At 36.0% G+C, this 18699-nt stretch carries 17 protein-coding genes; 12 read left to right on the top strand and 5 right to left on the bottom strand.

The window, feature by feature from the left end:
* Positions 1–162 precede the first annotated feature (162 nt).
* Both GGQ92_RS11835 and GGQ92_RS11830 read left to right on the top strand, forming a co-directional pair.
* A complete protein-coding gene (locus GGQ92_RS11835; protein ID WP_184249026.1) occupies positions 163–504 on the top strand; it encodes a hypothetical protein in 342 nt (113 codons plus the stop codon).
* A gap of 69 nt (positions 505–573) precedes the next feature.
* On the top strand, positions 574–2544 hold the full coding sequence (locus GGQ92_RS11830) for a leucine-rich repeat domain-containing protein (protein WP_184249023.1): 1971 nt from the start codon (positions 574–576) through the stop codon (positions 2542–2544).
* Between the two features lie 223 nt (positions 2545–2767).
* Here the strand turns inward: GGQ92_RS11830 and GGQ92_RS11825 are convergent, their stop codons facing one another.
* Positions 2768–3316 carry a recombinase family protein gene (locus tag GGQ92_RS11825; protein WP_184249020.1) on the bottom strand — a complete coding sequence of 183 codons (549 nt, stop codon included), beginning with the start codon at positions 3314–3316 and terminating at the stop codon, positions 2768–2770.
* Positions 3317–3405: 89 nt separating this feature from the next.
* Here GGQ92_RS11825 and GGQ92_RS11820 point away from each other — a divergent pair, with 89 nt between their 5' ends.
* The 8 genes from GGQ92_RS11820 to GGQ92_RS11785 all read left to right on the top strand — a co-directional run bounded on the left by GGQ92_RS11820 (position 3406) and on the right by GGQ92_RS11785 (position 11866).
* Positions 3406–4839, top strand: coding sequence for a SulP family inorganic anion transporter (locus tag GGQ92_RS11820; protein ID WP_184249017.1), 1434 nt, complete (start codon positions 3406–3408; stop codon positions 4837–4839).
* 14 nt (positions 4840–4853) lie between these two features.
* Positions 4854–5273 carry a universal stress protein gene (locus GGQ92_RS11815; RefSeq protein WP_184249014.1) on the top strand — a complete coding sequence of 140 codons (420 nt, stop codon included), beginning with the start codon at positions 4854–4856 and terminating at the stop codon, positions 5271–5273.
* A gap of 195 nt (positions 5274–5468) precedes the next feature.
* Entirely contained in the window at positions 5469–5885 is a 417-nt protein-coding gene (locus GGQ92_RS11810; protein WP_184249011.1) for a RidA family protein, read from the top strand.
* Between the two features lie 215 nt (positions 5886–6100).
* Positions 6101–6601 carry a DUF1648 domain-containing protein gene (locus GGQ92_RS11805; protein ID WP_184249008.1) on the top strand — a complete coding sequence of 167 codons (501 nt, stop codon included), beginning with the start codon at positions 6101–6103 and terminating at the stop codon, positions 6599–6601.
* A gap of 245 nt (positions 6602–6846) precedes the next feature.
* Positions 6847–7857, top strand: a complete 1011-nt coding sequence (locus GGQ92_RS11800; protein ID WP_184249005.1) for a LacI family DNA-binding transcriptional regulator — start codon at positions 6847–6849, stop codon at positions 7855–7857.
* Positions 7858–8428: 571 nt separating this feature from the next.
* Complete coding sequence (locus tag GGQ92_RS11795) at positions 8429–9766, top strand: ABC transporter substrate-binding protein (RefSeq protein WP_425486407.1); 1338 nt, start codon at positions 8429–8431, stop codon at positions 9764–9766.
* Between the two features lie 317 nt (positions 9767–10083).
* The gene (locus tag GGQ92_RS11790; protein WP_184249002.1) at positions 10084–11010 is read left to right on the top strand and encodes a carbohydrate ABC transporter permease; all 927 of its coding nucleotides are present in this window, start codon (positions 10084–10086) and stop codon (positions 11008–11010) included.
* Between the two features lie 7 nt (positions 11011–11017).
* Positions 11018–11866 carry a carbohydrate ABC transporter permease gene (locus tag GGQ92_RS11785; protein WP_184249036.1) on the top strand — a complete coding sequence of 283 codons (849 nt, stop codon included), beginning with the start codon at positions 11018–11020 and terminating at the stop codon, positions 11864–11866.
* Between the two features lie 95 nt (positions 11867–11961).
* On the opposite strand, the gene GGQ92_RS11780 is transcribed toward GGQ92_RS11785, so the two are convergent.
* The 4 genes from GGQ92_RS11780 to GGQ92_RS11765 form a co-directional block, all read right to left on the bottom strand.
* Complete coding sequence (locus tag GGQ92_RS11780; protein WP_184248999.1) at positions 11962–12972, bottom strand: FecCD family ABC transporter permease; 1011 nt, start codon at positions 12970–12972, stop codon at positions 11962–11964.
* Positions 12969–13955, bottom strand: coding sequence for a FecCD family ABC transporter permease (locus tag GGQ92_RS11775; protein WP_184248997.1), 987 nt, complete (start codon positions 13953–13955; stop codon positions 12969–12971). The genes GGQ92_RS11780 and GGQ92_RS11775 overlap by 4 nt, the downstream gene beginning before the upstream one ends.
* Positions 13956–14115: 160 nt before the next feature.
* Positions 14116–15018 (bottom strand): iron-hydroxamate ABC transporter substrate-binding protein, encoded by a 903-nt coding sequence (locus GGQ92_RS11770; RefSeq protein ID WP_184248995.1) that lies wholly within the window; start codon positions 15016–15018, stop codon positions 14116–14118.
* Between the two features lie 150 nt (positions 15019–15168).
* On the bottom strand, positions 15169–16797 hold the full coding sequence (locus GGQ92_RS11765; protein WP_184248993.1) for a catalase: 1629 nt from the start codon (positions 16795–16797) through the stop codon (positions 15169–15171).
* 175 nt (positions 16798–16972) lie between these two features.
* Between GGQ92_RS11765 and GGQ92_RS11760 the strand changes: the two genes are divergently transcribed.
* Positions 16973–17854, top strand: coding sequence for a RimK family alpha-L-glutamate ligase (locus GGQ92_RS11760; RefSeq protein ID WP_184248990.1), 882 nt, complete (start codon positions 16973–16975; stop codon positions 17852–17854).
* Positions 17855–17859: 5 nt separating this feature from the next.
* The gene (locus GGQ92_RS11755; RefSeq protein WP_184248987.1) at positions 17860–18696 is read left to right on the top strand and encodes an ATP-grasp domain-containing protein; all 837 of its coding nucleotides are present in this window, start codon (positions 17860–17862) and stop codon (positions 18694–18696) included.
* The last annotated feature ends 3 nt before the right edge of the window (positions 18697–18699 follow it).

Here is an 18699-nt window from a genome sequence, read left to right as displayed (position 1 = left end):
CACGCACTATTTTCCATCTGAGAGCTAAAATTTTGAGCGCTATAAATAAGTTTGTTTACCTTTAAAAAATTGTTCAGTTTAGTGTTGACATACCAGTAATCGATAATCAAAGAGAAGGATAAAGCTATAAGATGTGAAATAAAAACATTTGGAGATGATAACATGGCAAATTTCCAAAAATTCGCTCAGGTCGATAATATGGAAGTGTTTGTATATCCAGGAATGGTAAGTGTCGAGCCAGAATTATTCATAATGGATGGAAAGAAGAAAGTAACAATTACGCTAAATTCTAATATCTATGAAAACGACTTAGGAGAATTCATGTTACACACAGGACTTTCTGGAGATTATCGTGATGCTGCAAATAAAGTGATGAGAGAGCTAGCTGCAGAGGTAGAGCACGTAGAATCCTTCATTAAATATACTTTGAAACATGAGTATAAGGTAAAGTTAATGAGCATTATTGAAGAAGAGGTGAAGCAGGGGAGATATTACAAATTTTGACCTTTAAAACTGAAATAGACATAAGAGTCATCTTAAGAATATTAGTAGTAAAATTTGAGGAGGAATAACATGAATAACAATTTTTCTAAAAAAATTTATAGTACCTTTATTGCTTTAGTGTTAATGATATCATTCGTTACAACGCCATTATCTGCGATTACATATGAAGGAAGTGAAGCTGATGAGCAATTGGCGGAGCAAGAAAACACGGAAGAGAGTAATTATCCAAATTTAAAAGACATTGAAAGTGTTGAAGAAAGTGAAAGTACTTCAGAAAACAATACAAAGGAAGTAGTTCTGGAAGAGGACAATTTAGAAGGATTAGATCATACAGTTGAGTCTGATGAGCAAGAATTAGAAAGTGAAACGAACGATGATCCAAATAATGAGCAAAATAATCCTGAAGAACAACCAGAGTTAGATAATCAACTAGCAGTTACTAATACAGATGAAGAAATAGAAGAGTCTAATGATGAAGAAACTGAAATCGTAGAATTTAAGCATGATAGAGTTCGTGACACTGTGAGGAAAAAGTTAGGGATTGAATCCGAAAATGTAACTATATTAGATATGGAAAACCTAGAAGAGTTCTACTTAAACTTATGGGATTATGATAAGGATAAAGATGATAGTATATCATTAAAAGGCCTTGAGCATGCAGTGAACCTAGAAACTCTTAGCGTGATGAACGTAAACATAGAAGATACTAAGGTAATAGAAGAATTAAATAGTGTAGAAGTGATTAATTTATACAATACAAATATCGAAGATCTTTCAGTTATTAAAGATCTTACACAATTAAAATCTTTAAATGTAGCAAAAACGAATGTTTCAGATATTTCGGCTCTTGAAAAGTTAACGGAACTGAAATCTTTGAGTTTAGAATCTACAAATGTTTCAGATATTTCAGCTCTTGAAAAGTTAACTGAACTGGAATTTTTAAATTTAGATTTTACAAATGTTTCAGATATTTCTGTTCTAAAAAACTTAAACAAGATTATTAGTTTAGGATTAGGAGCACCTAATGTAACAGATATATCTGTTTTAGAGCATTTGCAAGAATTATTTGAAGTTGCTTTATATGAGACTAATATTAAGGACATTAAGGTATTAAGAAAATTACCTAAATTAAGAAATGCTGTTTTAGACTTGATTGATGTTGAAGCATATGATTTTGAAACACTGGATATGTTATTGAATAATGATGCAATCATAGGGGTAGATGCTTTTAACTGGTATATTGAACAACTCAATGATATCTACCCAGAAAATGAAGGATATAAAGTCGACGAAGAGAAGGCTCAAATAACAGCACAAGTAAAAGGCGATTCACATAAATTATCAGTAAATCAAGTAAATGCATTGATAGAAAATGATTTAACGATTGTATTAGAAAAAGCAGGTGTTACAACATCTATACCTGCATCCGTATTTGCACGTAATTTAGATGTTGAGATTAAAATAGAGAATTTAAATAAAGTGACTAATAGTTTTAGTGATGCTTATAAATTCACAATTACGCAAGGTAATGAAACAATCAGCGAGTTTGAAGAACACCCTATCACCCTAGCTTTCAAAGTAAATGCGGAAAATGCTAACAATGTAGATCATTTACAAGTGTATTATCTAAATGAAACGACGAATAAATGGGAAAATATTGGTGGTAAATATAACGCTGAAGACGGTACAGTAACGGGAACAACGGATCATTTCAGTACTTTTGCAGTTTTCGAAGCAGAGGAGATTGATTCTGACAATATTGTTAATAATGGGTCACCTGACAAAGAAGTCAGCCCGGATGGTGAAAATGATGATACTGCAGTAAATGAATCAACCAATGATGAAGTCAACTCGGATGCTGGATCAGAAACAACACAAGCTAATAATACAGCAAAAAATATAGCAACGGAAAGTGACGAAAAAGCGTTGTTACCAAATACAGCAACAAGCATATATACTTTCTTGTTCTTAGGTTTAGCTCTTTTATTAGTGGGTGTTACTATCTTTGCAATTAGACGTGTTAGCGGGAAAATAGAATGATAATACAGAAAGACGCTAGGGCACTAGCGTCTTTTTAGTTACATTTTAAAATTTAGGGTATCGAAATTGTGATACTTAATCTACTGATTCTTTTATCTGTTTATTATTGTGCTGCTTAGCATCCTCAAAAAAAGTTAATCTATTCTCCTGGTGTAGCAAAACCTCACGATTATTAAATTCGTTTCGGATTGTCTTAAAGTCAATTCCTCCATTCAATCAAGTTTCATTCGTTATCAAGAGCTTCTAAGTACCGATAGAGAGTGGATTTACTTATACCCGTTTCATTTTTTATCTCAATAAGTTTATATCCTTCATTATACATTGCAATAGCTTTGTTTACATTTTCATCTGACTTTTTCGGACGGCCTACGGTTTTACCACTTTCCCTAGCTTGCTGCATTCCAATTGTAGTAGATTGCTTTATTAATTCAGATTGGAATTGAAGCACATGTATCATTATCTCTTGTAAGTAAATAGTAAGTAACTCGTCACTTTTGATTTTTTCGTTTAGAAAATGTATGGTTACATTGTCTTTTTTGCATATTTTTAATAGCTCAATGAGATGATGAAAAGAGTCTGCTAGAGCAACCATCCTATCGACAACAATACAATCACCAGGTTTTAACTCCATTAGTAATGCTTCTAGCTGAGTTCTTTTTTTGGGAGTACCGTGCTCTTCTTGAAAAATTTGATCACACTTTTTATTTAATAAATGTAACTGGTCTTTAGAATTTTCGTCGTTATATAGTGGCCTCACATAGCCATATATCATATTTATTCACTCCTATTATTCCTAAAATGGTTCCTTTTTGGGAAGAACCATGATACAATGTTATGAGCAATTCAGAGAAGGAGATTAACATGCAAACAATCAAACAACAATGGTTCGGCAATATACGCGGTGACATCTTAAGTGGAATAGTCGTAGCACTTGCTTTAATTCCAGAGGCAATTGCCTTTTCTATCATAGCAGGGGTAGACCCAATGGTAGGTTTACATGCTTCTTTCATTATAGCAGTTGTTATTGCCTTTGCCGGTGGTCGACCAGGAATGATTTCTGCAGCTACTGGTGCAATGGCATTACTGATGGTTCCGTTAGTTCGGGAGTATGGTCTCGATTATTTACTTGCAGCAACTATTTTAACAGGTATTATTCAAATTATATTCGGGATATTTAAAGTTGCTAAAGTAATGAAGTTTATACCGAATGCTGTAATGATAGGCTTTGTTAATGCATTGGCAATCCTTATTTTTATGGCACAGATTGAACATTTCATTGGCATATCAACGATGACATACGTATTTGTCGCAATTACATTACTCTTACTATACACTTTACCACGTTTTATTAAAGTCGTTCCAGCCCCACTGATTGCACTAGTAGTATTAACATCAATCGCTATCTTTACTGGTGTAGAACTTAGAACGGTTGGTGACTTAGGGGCGATTACACAGTCACTACCTACATTCTTAATTCCGAATGTACCATTTACATTCGAAACATTACAGATTATATTTCCCTATTCTCTATCGTTAGCAATTGTAGGTTTATTAGAATCATTACTTACTTCACAGATAGTAGATGACATGACCGCAACAGAAAGTAACAAAAACAAGGAATCACGTGGTCAAGGGATTGCAAACTTTATAACAGGCTTCTTTGGTGGTATGGCAGGATGTGCCATGATTGGCCAGTCTGTTATTAATGTAAAATCAGGAGGCCGTGGAAGATTATCTACATTAATTGCTGGTGTCTTCTTGATGTTCCTAATTATGGTACTAGGTGATTTAGTCGTTCAAATACCGATGCCTGTTCTAGTAGGTATCATGATTATGGTTAGTATCGGTACATTTGATTGGAGTTCCTTTAAATATTTAGTGAAGGCTCCGCGTACAGATGCAATTGTTATGGTAGCTACAGTCGGAATTGTAGTTTATACAAATGATCTTTCAAAAGGTGTTCTTGTTGGTGTATTATTAAGTGCCATTTTCTTTGTAGTAAAAATATCAAAGGTTAAAATTACTAAAGACGGGAATCGTTATATTGTTCATGGACAACTATTCTTTGCATCAATTGATGATTTTGTTGACTTCTTTAAGAAGGAAGATATTAAGGAGAAGAGCATCTTAATCGATTTATCAGAGACAAGGGTATGGGATGATTCTAGTGTAGGTGCTTTAGTAAAGGTTAGCACTCTATTAAAAGAACGAGGTATTGACGCTGAGATAATTGAAATTGATGCTTCTAGCAAGAAGTTGGTGGAAAAACTCAATAGTCTATATTCTTCAAATTAAAGGAGGGTGTCATAATGTATCAACATATTTTATTAGCTTCAGACGGATCAGACAATGCTTTGCGTGCAGCTAAAGAAGCAGTGAAAATCGCATCTACTAATACAAAATCTATCATTAATGTGGTCTATGTAATTGATATGGATAAGGCAAAATATGATGTTCTTCACTCCAATTCACAAGAAGAAGTTGAGATCGAGCGACGTAAGAAAAATTCAAATGTAATTCAATATTTAAATGAAGTGAACGCTAATTACAAAACGACAATATTAAGAGGTCGACCTGGTCCTGAAATTGTAAAGTATGCGAATGAGCAAAATGTAGATTTGGTAGTCATAGGTAGTCGAGGATTAAATGCTCTTCAGGAAATGGTTCTAGGTAGTGTTAGTCATAAAGTTATGAAACGAGTCGATTGCCCAGCCTTAATTGTAAAATAATAATGAATTATTTTGAAAGCCCGAAATTAATTTTTCGGGTTTTTATTATTGTATGGATGATTAGCTGTAGAGCAAAATGGAATATTTTTCTTTGTAAATTGACTGGTAATCTAACCTCCTTTATAATAATTACAATAAAGTGCTTAATATAAGGAAAAAGGGTAAAATGTATAAATTTAGAAAGGAGAATAATCATTGAGTGTATTTAAGATGGAACATAAAAATCCTGAAGGTTTATTTTCATCAAAGATTTTTACCCAAACCATAACAGTAAGTGGTCATGCTAAAACAATCTATATTGGAGGTCAAAACGCCGCGAATGAGAATGGAGAGATAGTAGGCATAAATGATTTCGAACTTCAGGCTAGACAAGTTTTAAAAAATATTGAACTAGCATTAGCCTCAGAAAATGCTGACTTTAGCCATCTTATAAAGCTGAACATCTATTTATTAACTGGATGTGACCCACGCATTGGTCTAAGTGTATTCCAAGAATATATAGCAGATTTATCTCATCCACCATTAATCACAGTCCTCTTTGTCTCCGGTTTTTCGCGACCAGATGTCTTAGTTGAAATTGATGGTATTGCAGCTGTTGAAATGGACAAATAAAACAAATTTACTAGTTCTGTTCATTTAAACCGTACATCATGTATTATTCAAATACCGTTGTCCACCTCTTGAACAAACTCTTCTAGGAATATAATCCTCTAAGAACGGTACTCTTTTGCCTTTCCTTATCGCTGTCATCATTAGCTATATTTTTTAAGATTGCGGAGATATGGTATCCTTTTATTAGAGATATTGGAATGAAAGGGAGAACGAGTATGAACGTAGACCTGTCAAAGATAAAAATACCGAAAACAAAGGCAGAAGTCATATTTAATATTATTGGTTATTCCGCATATATATTGGCTATTTTGTTTTTAATATTTAAATTTTTCCAACTACCTGATGAAATACCTGCTCATTTTAGTTACTCTGGAGAAGTGACGCGTTGGGGCTCAAAAATGGAGATTATTATTCTACCACTCATTGGAACATTTACGATATTGTTAACGGAATTCTTTGAAAGAAATCCGCAGTTTCATAATTATCCTTCGAGATTAACGGAGGAAAATGCAGAGCAATTCTACTTAAATAGTCGTAAACTACTTAATCAAATGAAAAATATTATGTCGCTTATGTTTGCCTATCTAATCGTAGAGATTATCCTCGTTTCAGAGGGAGTTTCAGAGGACTTAGGCGCATTACCAATGACAATTTTCCTCATCGCGCTATTTATCCCAATTATTTTTGGACTGATTAGACAAAGTAAAATTAAATAAATATAGATGGGACCTCAAGTCTGCTGCTTGAGGTTTTTTAAGATTGTATAGATGTTTAAAATAACTCTAGTAATAAATAATCCGCATCTCCAATTAAAAAATTATACCTTTTTCTTTATATATGGTTTAATAGAAATAACCCTAACGAAACCCCTTTCTTTTTATACACTTACATACTTTTACCACTCCACCTCTCAATCCCAATAAGAAATATCGAAGCCGATACTGTGTCTAGGAGTGATAATATGCCAACTATTTATGATATTGCAAAAAAATCCGGGTTTTCCATAACAACTGTGTCCAAGGTAATTAATAATTATCCAGATGTTAGTCAAAAAACGAGGAAAAAAATTCTAAAAACAATTGAAGAATTAGGATATCACCCAAGCTCTAATGCTAGATCCTTAATGACTAAAAAATATTGGACGATAGGCGTCGTGTATATCGAGGAATTAAACAACGGTATCCATCACCCGTTCTTTAGTGCCGTTATAGAAAGTTTTCGTAAAGAAATGGAAGATGCCGGCTACGATTTGTTGTTAATTTCAAAGAAAATCGAACAACGGAAAACAGGTTATATTGAAAGGTTTAAACAGCGTGGAGTAGATGGGGTAATCGTTGTTTCACCAATTAAATTAACAAAAGATGTCCAAGAAATTGTTGATCATGACATTCCAAGTGTTTTCATTGATTTACAACATCCAAAAGTAAGTACAGTTAATAGTGATAACTTAGATGGTAGTAAAGAAGTAGTTAAGTATCTCCACTCTCTAGGTCATGAAAAAATTGCTCATATTGCTGGTGGAGAGCATACATTTGCAGGGAAGGCTAGAAAGAATGGTTTTTTACAAGCAATGGAGGAGTTAGGCCTGGAAGTCAGTCAGAACTATGTCGTAGACGGAGGTCTCTTTGGTGTTATGGGTGGCTACAAAGCAATGCAACAATTGCTTCAGGTTGCTGACAGGCCGACCGCAATATTTGCTGCTGGTGATATGATGGCGATTGGGGCGATGAAGGCAATCCAAGAAGCAGGTTTACAAATTCCAGATGATATCTCAGTCGTAGGTTTTGATGATATCGAATTATCTCAATATGTTACACCAAGTCTTACGACAATCAGGCAAGATTCTCAAACAATTGGTCAACAAGCAGCAGACATGTTATTAAAACAAATTAATATCAAAAAGAAAATTCCTCTAGGCGTTATGGTTCCCGTTACTTTAATAGAGAGAAAATCTACTAAAAAGTTAAAATGATGATCAACTCTACTGCTCGGTTGTAATCGCGTAGTAGATTTTTTATGTGTAAAAGATATCGTATTCATCTAAGAAGGTCTTGATAAACAAGAATAGAATATTTGTACTACCTCTTTCATCGTAAGGCTTTTAAAGTTTGACAAATTTCTAGTATATTTTCACAAAAAATGTGTTGACAATATTTTCATATTCTAATATCATGATTACGAAAGCGCTTTACGTAATTACTTTATTAAAGCGTTAATAAATGGGGGTGTTACTTATTTAAGATTGAAATTGGAAATACAAAAGGGGGTATTAGCTGTTTAACAAACAGGTTTTGTTAGGTAGGGATTGAGTGGTTAGTTGGGTTAAGTAAGACTACTTCTTTGGAATTGCACCCTATGTAAAAGAGAAATTACAGATGACAACATACTAATAAATCATCTTTCATAGATAAAAATAAGATGAACCAAAATCTTGTTATGAGAAAAGATTGTAAATGATTTGATTCGATCATTTAAATATACTCAAAATCGAAAGCGATTTCGATTTTGAGTACTTCATTAAAATATAAGAAAATTAGGGAGGAATTAGTGTGAAGAAATTATCGATGCTCGTGCTTACAATGATTACTGTCTTTGTTTTAGTAGCATGTAGTAGTGGAGAAAGTAAGGAATCATCAAACTCTAACGCGGATACTTCCAACGATACAGATACGAACACAGAAGAAAGTTCAAATAATGAAGAAGAGATTACATTGAATTTCTGGGCATTTGGTGCAACCAACTATGAGGAAATGGCTGCTGAGTATGAGGAAGAAAATCCAAATGTTCAAATAAAATTTAAAACTTCTGAAACAGATGAACATCATGATGCTTTATTTAATGCACTGTCAGCAGGTAGTGGCGCACCAGATATAGTGTTACTAGAGATTGATCAGTTCGATCGTTTTAAAAATGCTCAAGATCGATTTGTGAATTTATATGATTTAGGTGCTGAAGAAATCGAAGGTAACTATCTAGATTGGAAATGGCAGGGTGGTGAAAATCTAGACGGAGATTTCTTATTTGGTCTTCCTACGGACATCGGTCCGAAAGCGCTTTACTATAGAACGGATGTGTTTGAGGAAGCAGGTTTACCAACAGAGCCTGAAGAAGTAGAAGCACTAATTGATTCTCCAGAAGCTTTTATTGAAGCAGGTAAACAAGTAAAGGAGAAAACAGGCAAGCCTTTTGTTGACAGTATTGAAATGGCATTTCGAGCATACTTGGATGCAGCTGAGGAAGGTTACTTAAATCCTGATGGTGAACTGATTGTAGAAGAGGATGGAAGTGCAGTAAAAAAAGCATACGACTTTGCTGTAGAACTACATGAAGCAGGATTAGTTGGTAATTTTACATTATGGTCACCAGAATGGGCGAATGCAGTGAATGAAGGTGGCTTTGCTGCGGAACTAGGAGCTGGCTGGTTAAAAGGTTGGTTGGAAGAAAATGCTCCTGATGCTACAGGTAAATTTAGAGTAGCTACATTACCTTCTGAGTTTTCGGCTAACTGGGGTGGATCTTATTTAGCGATACCAGCAGAAACCGAACATAGTCAAGCTGCTTATGACTTTATTAGCTGGTTGACGAGTGCAGAGGGTCAGTTGAAATCCTTCCAAAGTCATGGACTATTCCCTTCAGCACCAGAGGTTTATGAGCAGGATGAGTTTAAAAATAATGGTGATGAGTTCTTTGGTGGTCAAGTTTCATCCGTTGTTTTTGCTGAAGCTGCACAAGATGTAAGTGGAACGATTTACAAAGGTGAAAAATATGTTGCCGTTCATAATGAATTTAATAACGCTTTAATAAATGTTCAAGATGGTGCTGATCCAGAAGAAGAGTGGGAAGCAGCTGTAGAAAGAGCAAAAGGATTAGTAAGTAGATAAGATTTATCAGAAAAGAATGTACTAGGACAGAATTTTTTTATCATTCAATAGCCTAATATTATAATAAAGCCTTGTCAAAATACTTCGCTTTCCGCAGGCAACGCCTCAACTAATTACAAAAGTCTTGCGAGACTTTTGTAATGGATTTTCGTCTTTTGCTTTTTCTGCAGGAGTCTTGTATTTTGACTTGGCTAGTAGCATTATTACCGTATTATCTTTCGGTTTCCTGCTATATATTTTGGTTTTGTACTAGTCTCATTCTTCTGATTTTTTCTTGCCTCATTATATTTACTGGAAAGAAGAAAAGGGGAGTGAAAATGATAGTTTCAAAGAAGAGGTTTGTTTCCGAAGAAAAGAAAGATATGATATCAGCATATCTTTACGTATCTCCCTTCTTTATCATTTTTAGTTTAGTAGGTTTATATCCGGCAGTATACAGTCTATATTTAGCGTTCCAAAAGTGGGATGGACTGGCTCCTATGACGTTTGTCGGTCTTGATAATTTTCGAGTCGTTTTAGAAGATCCGTTGTTTTGGAAATCACTTTATAACACGTTGATTATTGGTGTTATGGGGACTGCTCCCCAATTAATAGTAGGGATAATTCTGGCTTTTCTCTTAAATTTGGCGTATTTAAAACTCAAACAGTTCTTTCGAGTTACGATTTTTATGCCTTATATTACTTCGATGGTTGCAGTTGCATTAATATTTAGTGTCATTTTCAGTAACCACGAAGCATCCTTAGCAAACTATACGTTATCTGTTTTTGGATTTGATCCTGTGAACTGGAAAACGTCTGAATGGGGAACGAAAATTGCCATTTCCTTAATGGTGTTTTGGAGATGGGTTGGATATAATACGATTATTTACTTAGCAGGACTGCAAAGTATTTCGAACGAATATTACGAAGCAGCGACGATAGATGGCGCGAGTAAAATGCAACAGTTATTACACATCACTCTACCATTACTGAGACCGTTTATTTTGTTGACTGTATTCTTCTCAACTGTTGGTGCATTGCAACTATTTGCCGAACCAACCGTCTTTTTAGGGAACAATGCTTTTACGCGAGATGAGGCAATGACAGTGGTGATGTATTTATACCGTGATGCCTTTCGTTTGCAATCGTTTGGTACAGCATCCGCTACTGCGATTATACTATTAATCTTTATTGTCATTGCATCAGCTATCAATTTATTACTTACTTCTAGAATTGGTAAGAAGCGAGGTGTTCGCAGTGAGTGAAACAATTATGAGCAAAACGGTCTCGCGGAGAAAAAGAAAAATTTCCGCTAGCTCCATATTTATTTATGCATTTCTTACATTAGCATCCTTATTATCGCTATTTCCTTTTTATTGGATGTTTGTTATGGCGACACGTCCTAGTGCGGCATTTAGTTCTGTGCCACCAATTGTTACACCAGGTGGGTTGCTAGTGGAAAACTTCCAAAAAGTATTAGAGCAAATTGAGTTTTTTAAAGCACTGGGCAACACAGTAATTATTTGTACTGCTGTTACGCTAGTTGTCTTACTTATTAGTTCATTAGCTGGATTTGCTTTTGCAAAATTTAAATTTCCAGGTAAAAACCTACTGTTCGTAGGTATTTTATTAACCATGGTCATTCCACCACAATTAGGGTTAATACCTCAGTATTATTTGATTTCACAAGCGGGTCTTTTGGATACATTGTCTGGGGTAATGATATTATTTTTTCTAAATCCTTTGGGAATTTTTCTTATGCGCCAATATGTGAGTGAAGCGGTACCTGATGAACTAATTGAGGCTTCTAAATTAGATGGGTGCTCCAATTTTCGAATATACCGAAGTATCGTTTTGCCTATTATTTTACCAGCGTTTGCGACACTTGGAATTATCGTGTTCACGGCTGTCTGGGGTGAGTTCTTATGGCAATTTACCGTATTGAGAGATCCTGAAAAATATACGATTCAAGTAGCATTAGCATCTTTAAACAATACATTTAAAGTAGATTATGGCATGTTAATGTCCGGAGTTTTCTGGGCAACTGTCCCATTGATTATTATTTTCTTATGTTTCAATCGTTTATTTATTGCGAGCATTACAGAAGGCGCAGTTAAATAAGTATGAAATTTGTAAACTGTTTCCCCCATATGACGCCGAAGGAATAACAATTGGTTACCCTTCGGCTGTTTTTTTATAATAGATTTGAATCTGTTCTACTTTTTCATTAGTAAATAGATAAAATAAGGCGCACCGATTAATGCAGTAATAATTCCTGCTGCAATACCTTCAGGCTCCGCTACATTTCTACCAATCGTATCTGCAATTAATAGTAAGACCCCACCAATCAGCATCGCGATCGGGATAAATAATCCATTTTTTGGCCCTACTAACTGTTTCGCAATATGTGGTGCCATCAATCCAATAAAAGAAATCCCTCCAGTTACAGAAACAGCTGCAGCTGCTAAGGCGACCGCCGCTAATAACAATAATGTTCGCTCACGATGGACCGAGACGCCAACTCCAACAGCAACTTCTTCACTGAAGCTTAATAGATCAAGTTTATTCGCTTTCCAAAGAACAAATGGGATGAGTAGAACGAGCCACGGAAGCAACGCTACAATATACGGCCAATCGGTCCCCCAAATAGATCCCGCCAACCATTTCGCGATAAAATCTACCCGCTCTCTCTCCGCAGATGAAATGAGCACTACCATTGCTCCAGAACAAGCCATTGAAAAACCGACTCCGACAAGAATTAATTTAATTGGTTGAATACCTGCTCCTTTTTGTATCGAAAAGAAATAGATACATACAGCAATGACGAGTGCACTAATAAACGCAACGATTGGAAGCATATATACAAAGGAACCGGCATCCATAGGGAAATATAGAAAGAAGAGTGCAACACCAATGCCGGCACCAGAATTAATTCCGATAATACCCGGGTCCGCTAAATCGTTTTGTGTAATACTTTGAAGAATGGAACCTGAAACAGCTAGAGCTATCCCTGCAAGGAGTGTAATAAGTATTCTTGGTAATCGAACAGAAAAGAGAATGAACTCTTCCTCAAAGCTACCTAATCCAAACAAAGTAGGTATAATACGGTCAATTGTTACTGTAGAATAGCCGATACCTAGACTGACTACGACCGTTACAAGTGTGAGTACGAGAAGCACCATAAAAATGATAAAATGTCTACTTTTGTATTGCTTGTTTTCTATCATGATGCTTTCACTCCTTTATACACAATGAGAAGGAAGAAAGGTAATCCAAGGACGGAAACAATTGCAACAACGGGTGTTTCGAATGGAGCATTAATCGTTCTTCCTACAAGGTCCGCTAAAACCATAAACATACCACCTATTAGTACGGATATCGGTAAAATTTTCTTATAATCTGAGCCGACAATCCTCCTTGCGATATGAGGAATCATTAAACCAACAAAGGCTAAGTTGCCAACTAGAGCAACGGCAGTACCAGCTAGTATCGTTATTAACGTATAGATTGCAATTTTTATGAGAATTACATTTTGACCTAGACTTACTGCAACATCCTCACTCATTCGTAAAATCGATAATTGATTAGATAGTAAAAGTGCTAGAACGATACAGACAATGACAAAAGGTAAGGCGATTTGCAACTGTGCCCAGCTCAAGCCAATTAGCCCACCAGCAGTCCACATCGATACATCTTTTGATATTTGAAACGCTATGCTGACGCCATCTGCAATTGCGTATAGAAAAGCAGAAATTGCCGCACCTGCTAGTACAATTCGTATTGGGGAAAAACCACTTGGTGCAAGTGTACCAACTAATACGACTAAGATTGTTCCAATCGCCGCACCGATAAAGCAAGCAAGAGTAATCATTAAATAATTACTAGCAGGGAAAAATGCTAAAGTTAACGCCAAAGCGGCATTGGCTCCAGCTGTAACACCTAACAAGCCAGGATCTGCTAAAGGGTTACGAGTGACACCTTGCATCATTGCACCTGCTAACGCGAGTGCGGCACCTACCGTTATTGCACCAATCACGCGAGGTATTCTTAATTCCTGCAACATGGTTATCGTTTCGGATGTAGCTGTCATCGTGACAGCTTGCCATGCCTCTTTATAGGTGACATCAGCTGCACCGAAAGCCAACGCTAAGATAACAGAAAGAAATAGCATTATCATTACGATAATCCATATAAAAGCTTTATTTTTCATATGTCATTCACTTCCTAAAGAAATAGATGACTCTACAAGAATGAAGTAGGTCATCTATCATTTTACAATATATAATGAAGCTATCCCATCACTTTAAATGATTCTGGATGAAGATGGCTATTTGAGCCGAATTTTCATCTTTAAGCTAAGTCCACCCTTATTAAGGAAGAAAATTTTCTTCAAAAAAATCAAGTTGATAATCTAATGTGATCGGGTCATTGAAATAGAATTTTGTTGCATCCGCTACAAACACGTTTCCATTCTTAACAGCAGGAATATTTTGAAACGTTTCCGTATCCATAAAGGAAGAAGATGAATCTTCGTTTTTACTAACAATTAAATAATCTCCCACATACTCAGGAAGCACTTCTAAAGAAAGAGAAGCATAACCGTCTTCCAGTGCGGTTTCTTTCACCTTTTCTGGCATTGGTAATCGCATTTCTTGATATAAAATCTCTGTACCACGTGCCCAGTTATCGCCGAAAACATATAATTCCTTATCAAAGTTTTCGATAACTGAAACGGTCGCATCTGGGCCGATTTCTTCTCTAATTTGATCCCCTAAATCAATGGCACGTCCTTTAAAGTCATCAATCCATTGCTGTGCTTCTTCTTCCTTATTCAACAACTTACCGATTTCTAAATGTTGTTCCAAATAGTCAAGCTGTCCATAAGTAAAAGTTACCGTAGGTGCAATCTCTTTGAGCTTATCAACGTTTTTAATACTTGACAGTCCAATAATAAGATCTGGTTGTAGCTCGATGATTTTTTCTAAATTGTCATCAGACACCGCTTCTACGCCTTCCAAGTCATAGTTTGGATTTCCTTTAGACCAAGAATCGACTCCTACAAGTGGTGTATCCAATGCTAAAACGTTACCTGCGAACGTCGAGAGAACAATTACACGTTCAGGATTTGCAGGTACTTCTACAGGACCGTTTTCAGATTCGTATGTAATCGTGTCATCTGAACTACTAGCACTGTCTTCCCCCTCCGAATCGTTGGTGCAAGCTGCTAGTAGTAGTAATAGTCCAATAAGTAATACTATATATCTTTTTTTCATCGCCTTTTCACCTCTAATTGAAAATGATTATCAATTACATGATATTAGGATAAGCGTAATAAAGTCTCTTGTCAACAGAAAATAGAAAAATTGTTAGTCCACCAGAAAATAAAGAGGCACCAGTTATACTGGCACCTCTATATTTATACCTTAGTAAGGATCGGCATCTTTTCCTTTTTTAATTGCATCATCGACAGCTTCATGTGCATCATCTTTACCTAATGGATGAAACTCTTTGCCAGCTTCCATTTTCTTATTGCCCATTTGCTTCGTCTTTTCAGCAATACCTTCTCTTAAACGACGGCCATACTCTTCATCTGCTTCTTCTGCAAGTGCAATCATCTTATCTTGGATGCGTTTATCACAAACAGACAAATCATCTACTAGGTTGCTGATTAATTCGTCCTTTTCCCACTGTTCAAACTGTCGATATGTTTCACCAGCCTGTTTTGTATTATCATTTCTATCAATGGATTCACGAACGAGATTTCCTTCAGCTTTAGGTGTATGTTCTTTTCCAACTTGCTCTGCTTCTTTTAATCCACCAAGTACAGATGGTTCGTAGTTTACATGTGGATTTTGACCAGGTGCTTTGTCATTAAAATGGCGTAGTTGTCCACCTTCTTGATTTGTCGCTACACGTTTTTTAGCTGCATTAATTGGTACTTGTAAGTAGTTAGCTCCTACACGATAGCGCTGTGTATCAGAATAGGAAAAAGTTCTCCCTTGTAACATTTTATCATCAGAAAAATCCAACCCATCAACTAATACACCAGTTCCGAATGCTGATTGCTCGACTTCCATATGATAATTTTCTGGGTTTTTATTTAAGACCATTTTTCCTACAGGTAACCATGGGAATTGGTCTTCTGGCCATAGCTTCGTATCATCTAATGGATCGAAGTCTAGCTCTGGGTGGGGTCCGTCTTCCATAATCTGAACGAATAATTCCCATTCTGGATAATCACCATTTTCGATGGCTTCGTATAAATCTTGAGTAGCGTGATTCACACTTTTTGCTTGGATTTCTGCTGCTTCCTTAGCAGTTAGATTTTTAATCCCTTGCTTAGGTTGCCAGTGATATTTCACTAATACAGCTTCACCTTCACTATTTACCCACTTGTATGTGTTTACTCCAGAACCTTGCATCATTCGGTAATTTGCAGGGATTCCCCATGGCGAGTAAATAAATGTGACCATATGGAAGGATTCAGGTGAATTAGCACAGAAATCAAAGAAACGTTCAGGGTCTTGCATGTTTGTTACAGGATCGGCACGAAATGCATGAATCATATCAGGGAATTTCATCGCATCTCGGATAAAGAAGATCTTAATATTATTTCCTACTAAGTCCCAGTTTCCGTCTTCCGTGTAAAATTTCACAGCAAAACCACGCGGGTCACGTGCTGTCTCTGGAGATCCAGCGTTACCAACAACTGTTGAAAACCGTACAAATACAGGGGTCTGTTTACCTTTTCCGTTGAATACTTTCGCTCTCGTATATTTGGAGACAGGCTCATCTCCTACCGTTCCATATGTTTCGAAATAACCATGAGCTCCGGCGCCTCGTGCATGCACAATACGTTCAGGAACCTTTTCACGATCAAAATGACTAATTTTTTCGATAAAATCATAGTTTTCTAACGTGGCAGGACCGCGGTTTCCGACAGTACGAATATTTTGATTATTGGTGACAGGATGACCTTGTCTCGTTGTTAGCGTATCATCGTTTTCGATATTCGTCTGAGGATTTTCATTGGATTTGTTACTGTTACTCATGTTTATCGTCCTCTCTTCTATATTGATGACATACAGTAGTATATTTCCCTAAAGTAGGTTAAACATAACCATTTTTCCTGGAAAAGAAGAAAGATATTGCGAATGGTTTCCAAAAGGGATATTCTTAGCTTAAAGAATTAAGAAATAACGTGGTAAAAATTTAGGAGAATGGCATATGCAGAGTGTAGGTTGGATTATATACAATGGTAATCTCCATTCCAAAAAGTTTCTAGAGCAAATTGAATGGCTCAAAAAGGCTGGAGAAAATGAAGGTTTTCGAATGGAAATACGTGCAAATAATGAGTTGCTCGTCTTAATTGAAAATAATGTAGGAATGCTTTCGGAATCTACACTTCCGGACTTTGTTTTCTATTGGGATAAAGACTTATATTTAGCTAGACAGTTAGAGAGTCTGGGTGTGAAGGTGTACAATAGTGCGCGTGCGATTGAAATCTGCGATGATAAAGCATTAACGTTTCAGATACTTGCAAATCATCAGATTCCGCTGCCGAAAACGATGATTGCTCCTAAAATTTTTCAAGAGCTTGTAGATGACAAACACCTAGAAATTATGGAAACACATTTTGATTATCCTATTATTGTGAAAGAGGTCTTTGGTTCATTCGGGGACCAAGTTTATCTAATACATACAGAACAAGATCTACAGAAGTTAACAAAACAGCTTGCTCATAAACCTTATATTATTCAAGAGTTTATCAAGTCCAGTAAAGGAAAAGATGCAAGACTACAAGTTATTGGAGACAAAGTTGTAGCCGCTATGCTACGAGTTTCAGATTCGGATTTTCGAGCGAATGTAACGGCTGGAGGAAAAATGTATCCTTATCAACCTTCGAAAGAAGAAGAGGAGCTTGCAATCCGAGTAACACAATTGGTTGGTGCTGATTTTGCAGGTGTGGACTTGCTATTTGGTGAGAAAGGCGAACCTATTTTATGCGAAGTGAATTCCAACGCACATTTTAAAAACATTCATGATTGCACAGGAGTGGATGTTGCGCAATTAATGATGGAATATATAAAAGATATAGAGGAGAGATAAAAAAATTGAAAGGTTGGCTGATTTACACGAAAGAGAGAGCCAAAGCAAACGGAAAATTTATCGAATGGTTTTTACAAGAAGCTCGTACACTTGGTATCCAATTAGAGCTCAAGATGAGAGAAGATATTTTAATCGGTGTTCAAGACAATCAATTATATGTTTATCCGGCTTCATTACCCGATTTTGCTGTCGTTCGCTGTATCGATCCCTTGTTTTCTAAACAACTGCAATTGGCAGGCGTAGCTGTTTTTAATCCTCCTGAGGTAGCAGAGATTACGAATGATAAAGCACGAACGCATCAATTACTTGCTGAACATAATATTCCAATGGTAGACACAATCTTTACGACAACTGAAAGATTAGCTCATCATGTGCCGTTAGCATATCCATTCATCGTAAAAGATGTGAATGGCCATGGTGGTAAAAACGTATTTAAAGTTGAGAATAAAATTGATTTGCAAGCAGTTTTTAAAAATTTAACTGGAGATATTATCGTTCAAAAGCTAGCACAACAGGGAAAAGATGTCCGCGTCTATGTTCTAGGTAAGGAAATTATCGGAGCAGTATTACGAAGCTCCTCTAATGATTTTCGCTCCAATTATACGCTAGGCGGTAAAGCTGAGATATATGTGTTAAATGAAAAAGAAAGAGCGTTAATTAAGAAAATTATTTCTTTGTTCGACTTTGGTTTGGTAGGGATAGACTTTATTTTTAACGAGAAAAACAACTTTTTATGTAACGAAATAGAGGATGTTGTTGGATGTCGGACATTAAGTACGTTAACGGATATTAATATTGTTCAGCGCTATCTCATTTGGATAAAAAAGATGCTACATCAATAGGGG

Source organism: Gracilibacillus halotolerans, from assembly GCF_014206945.1.
GTDB lineage: Bacteria > Bacillota > Bacilli > Bacillales > Amphibacillaceae > Gracilibacillus > Gracilibacillus halotolerans.
The sequence above is the reverse complement of the archived record's forward strand: the minus strand, read 5'-3'. Positions and strand labels throughout refer to the sequence as shown.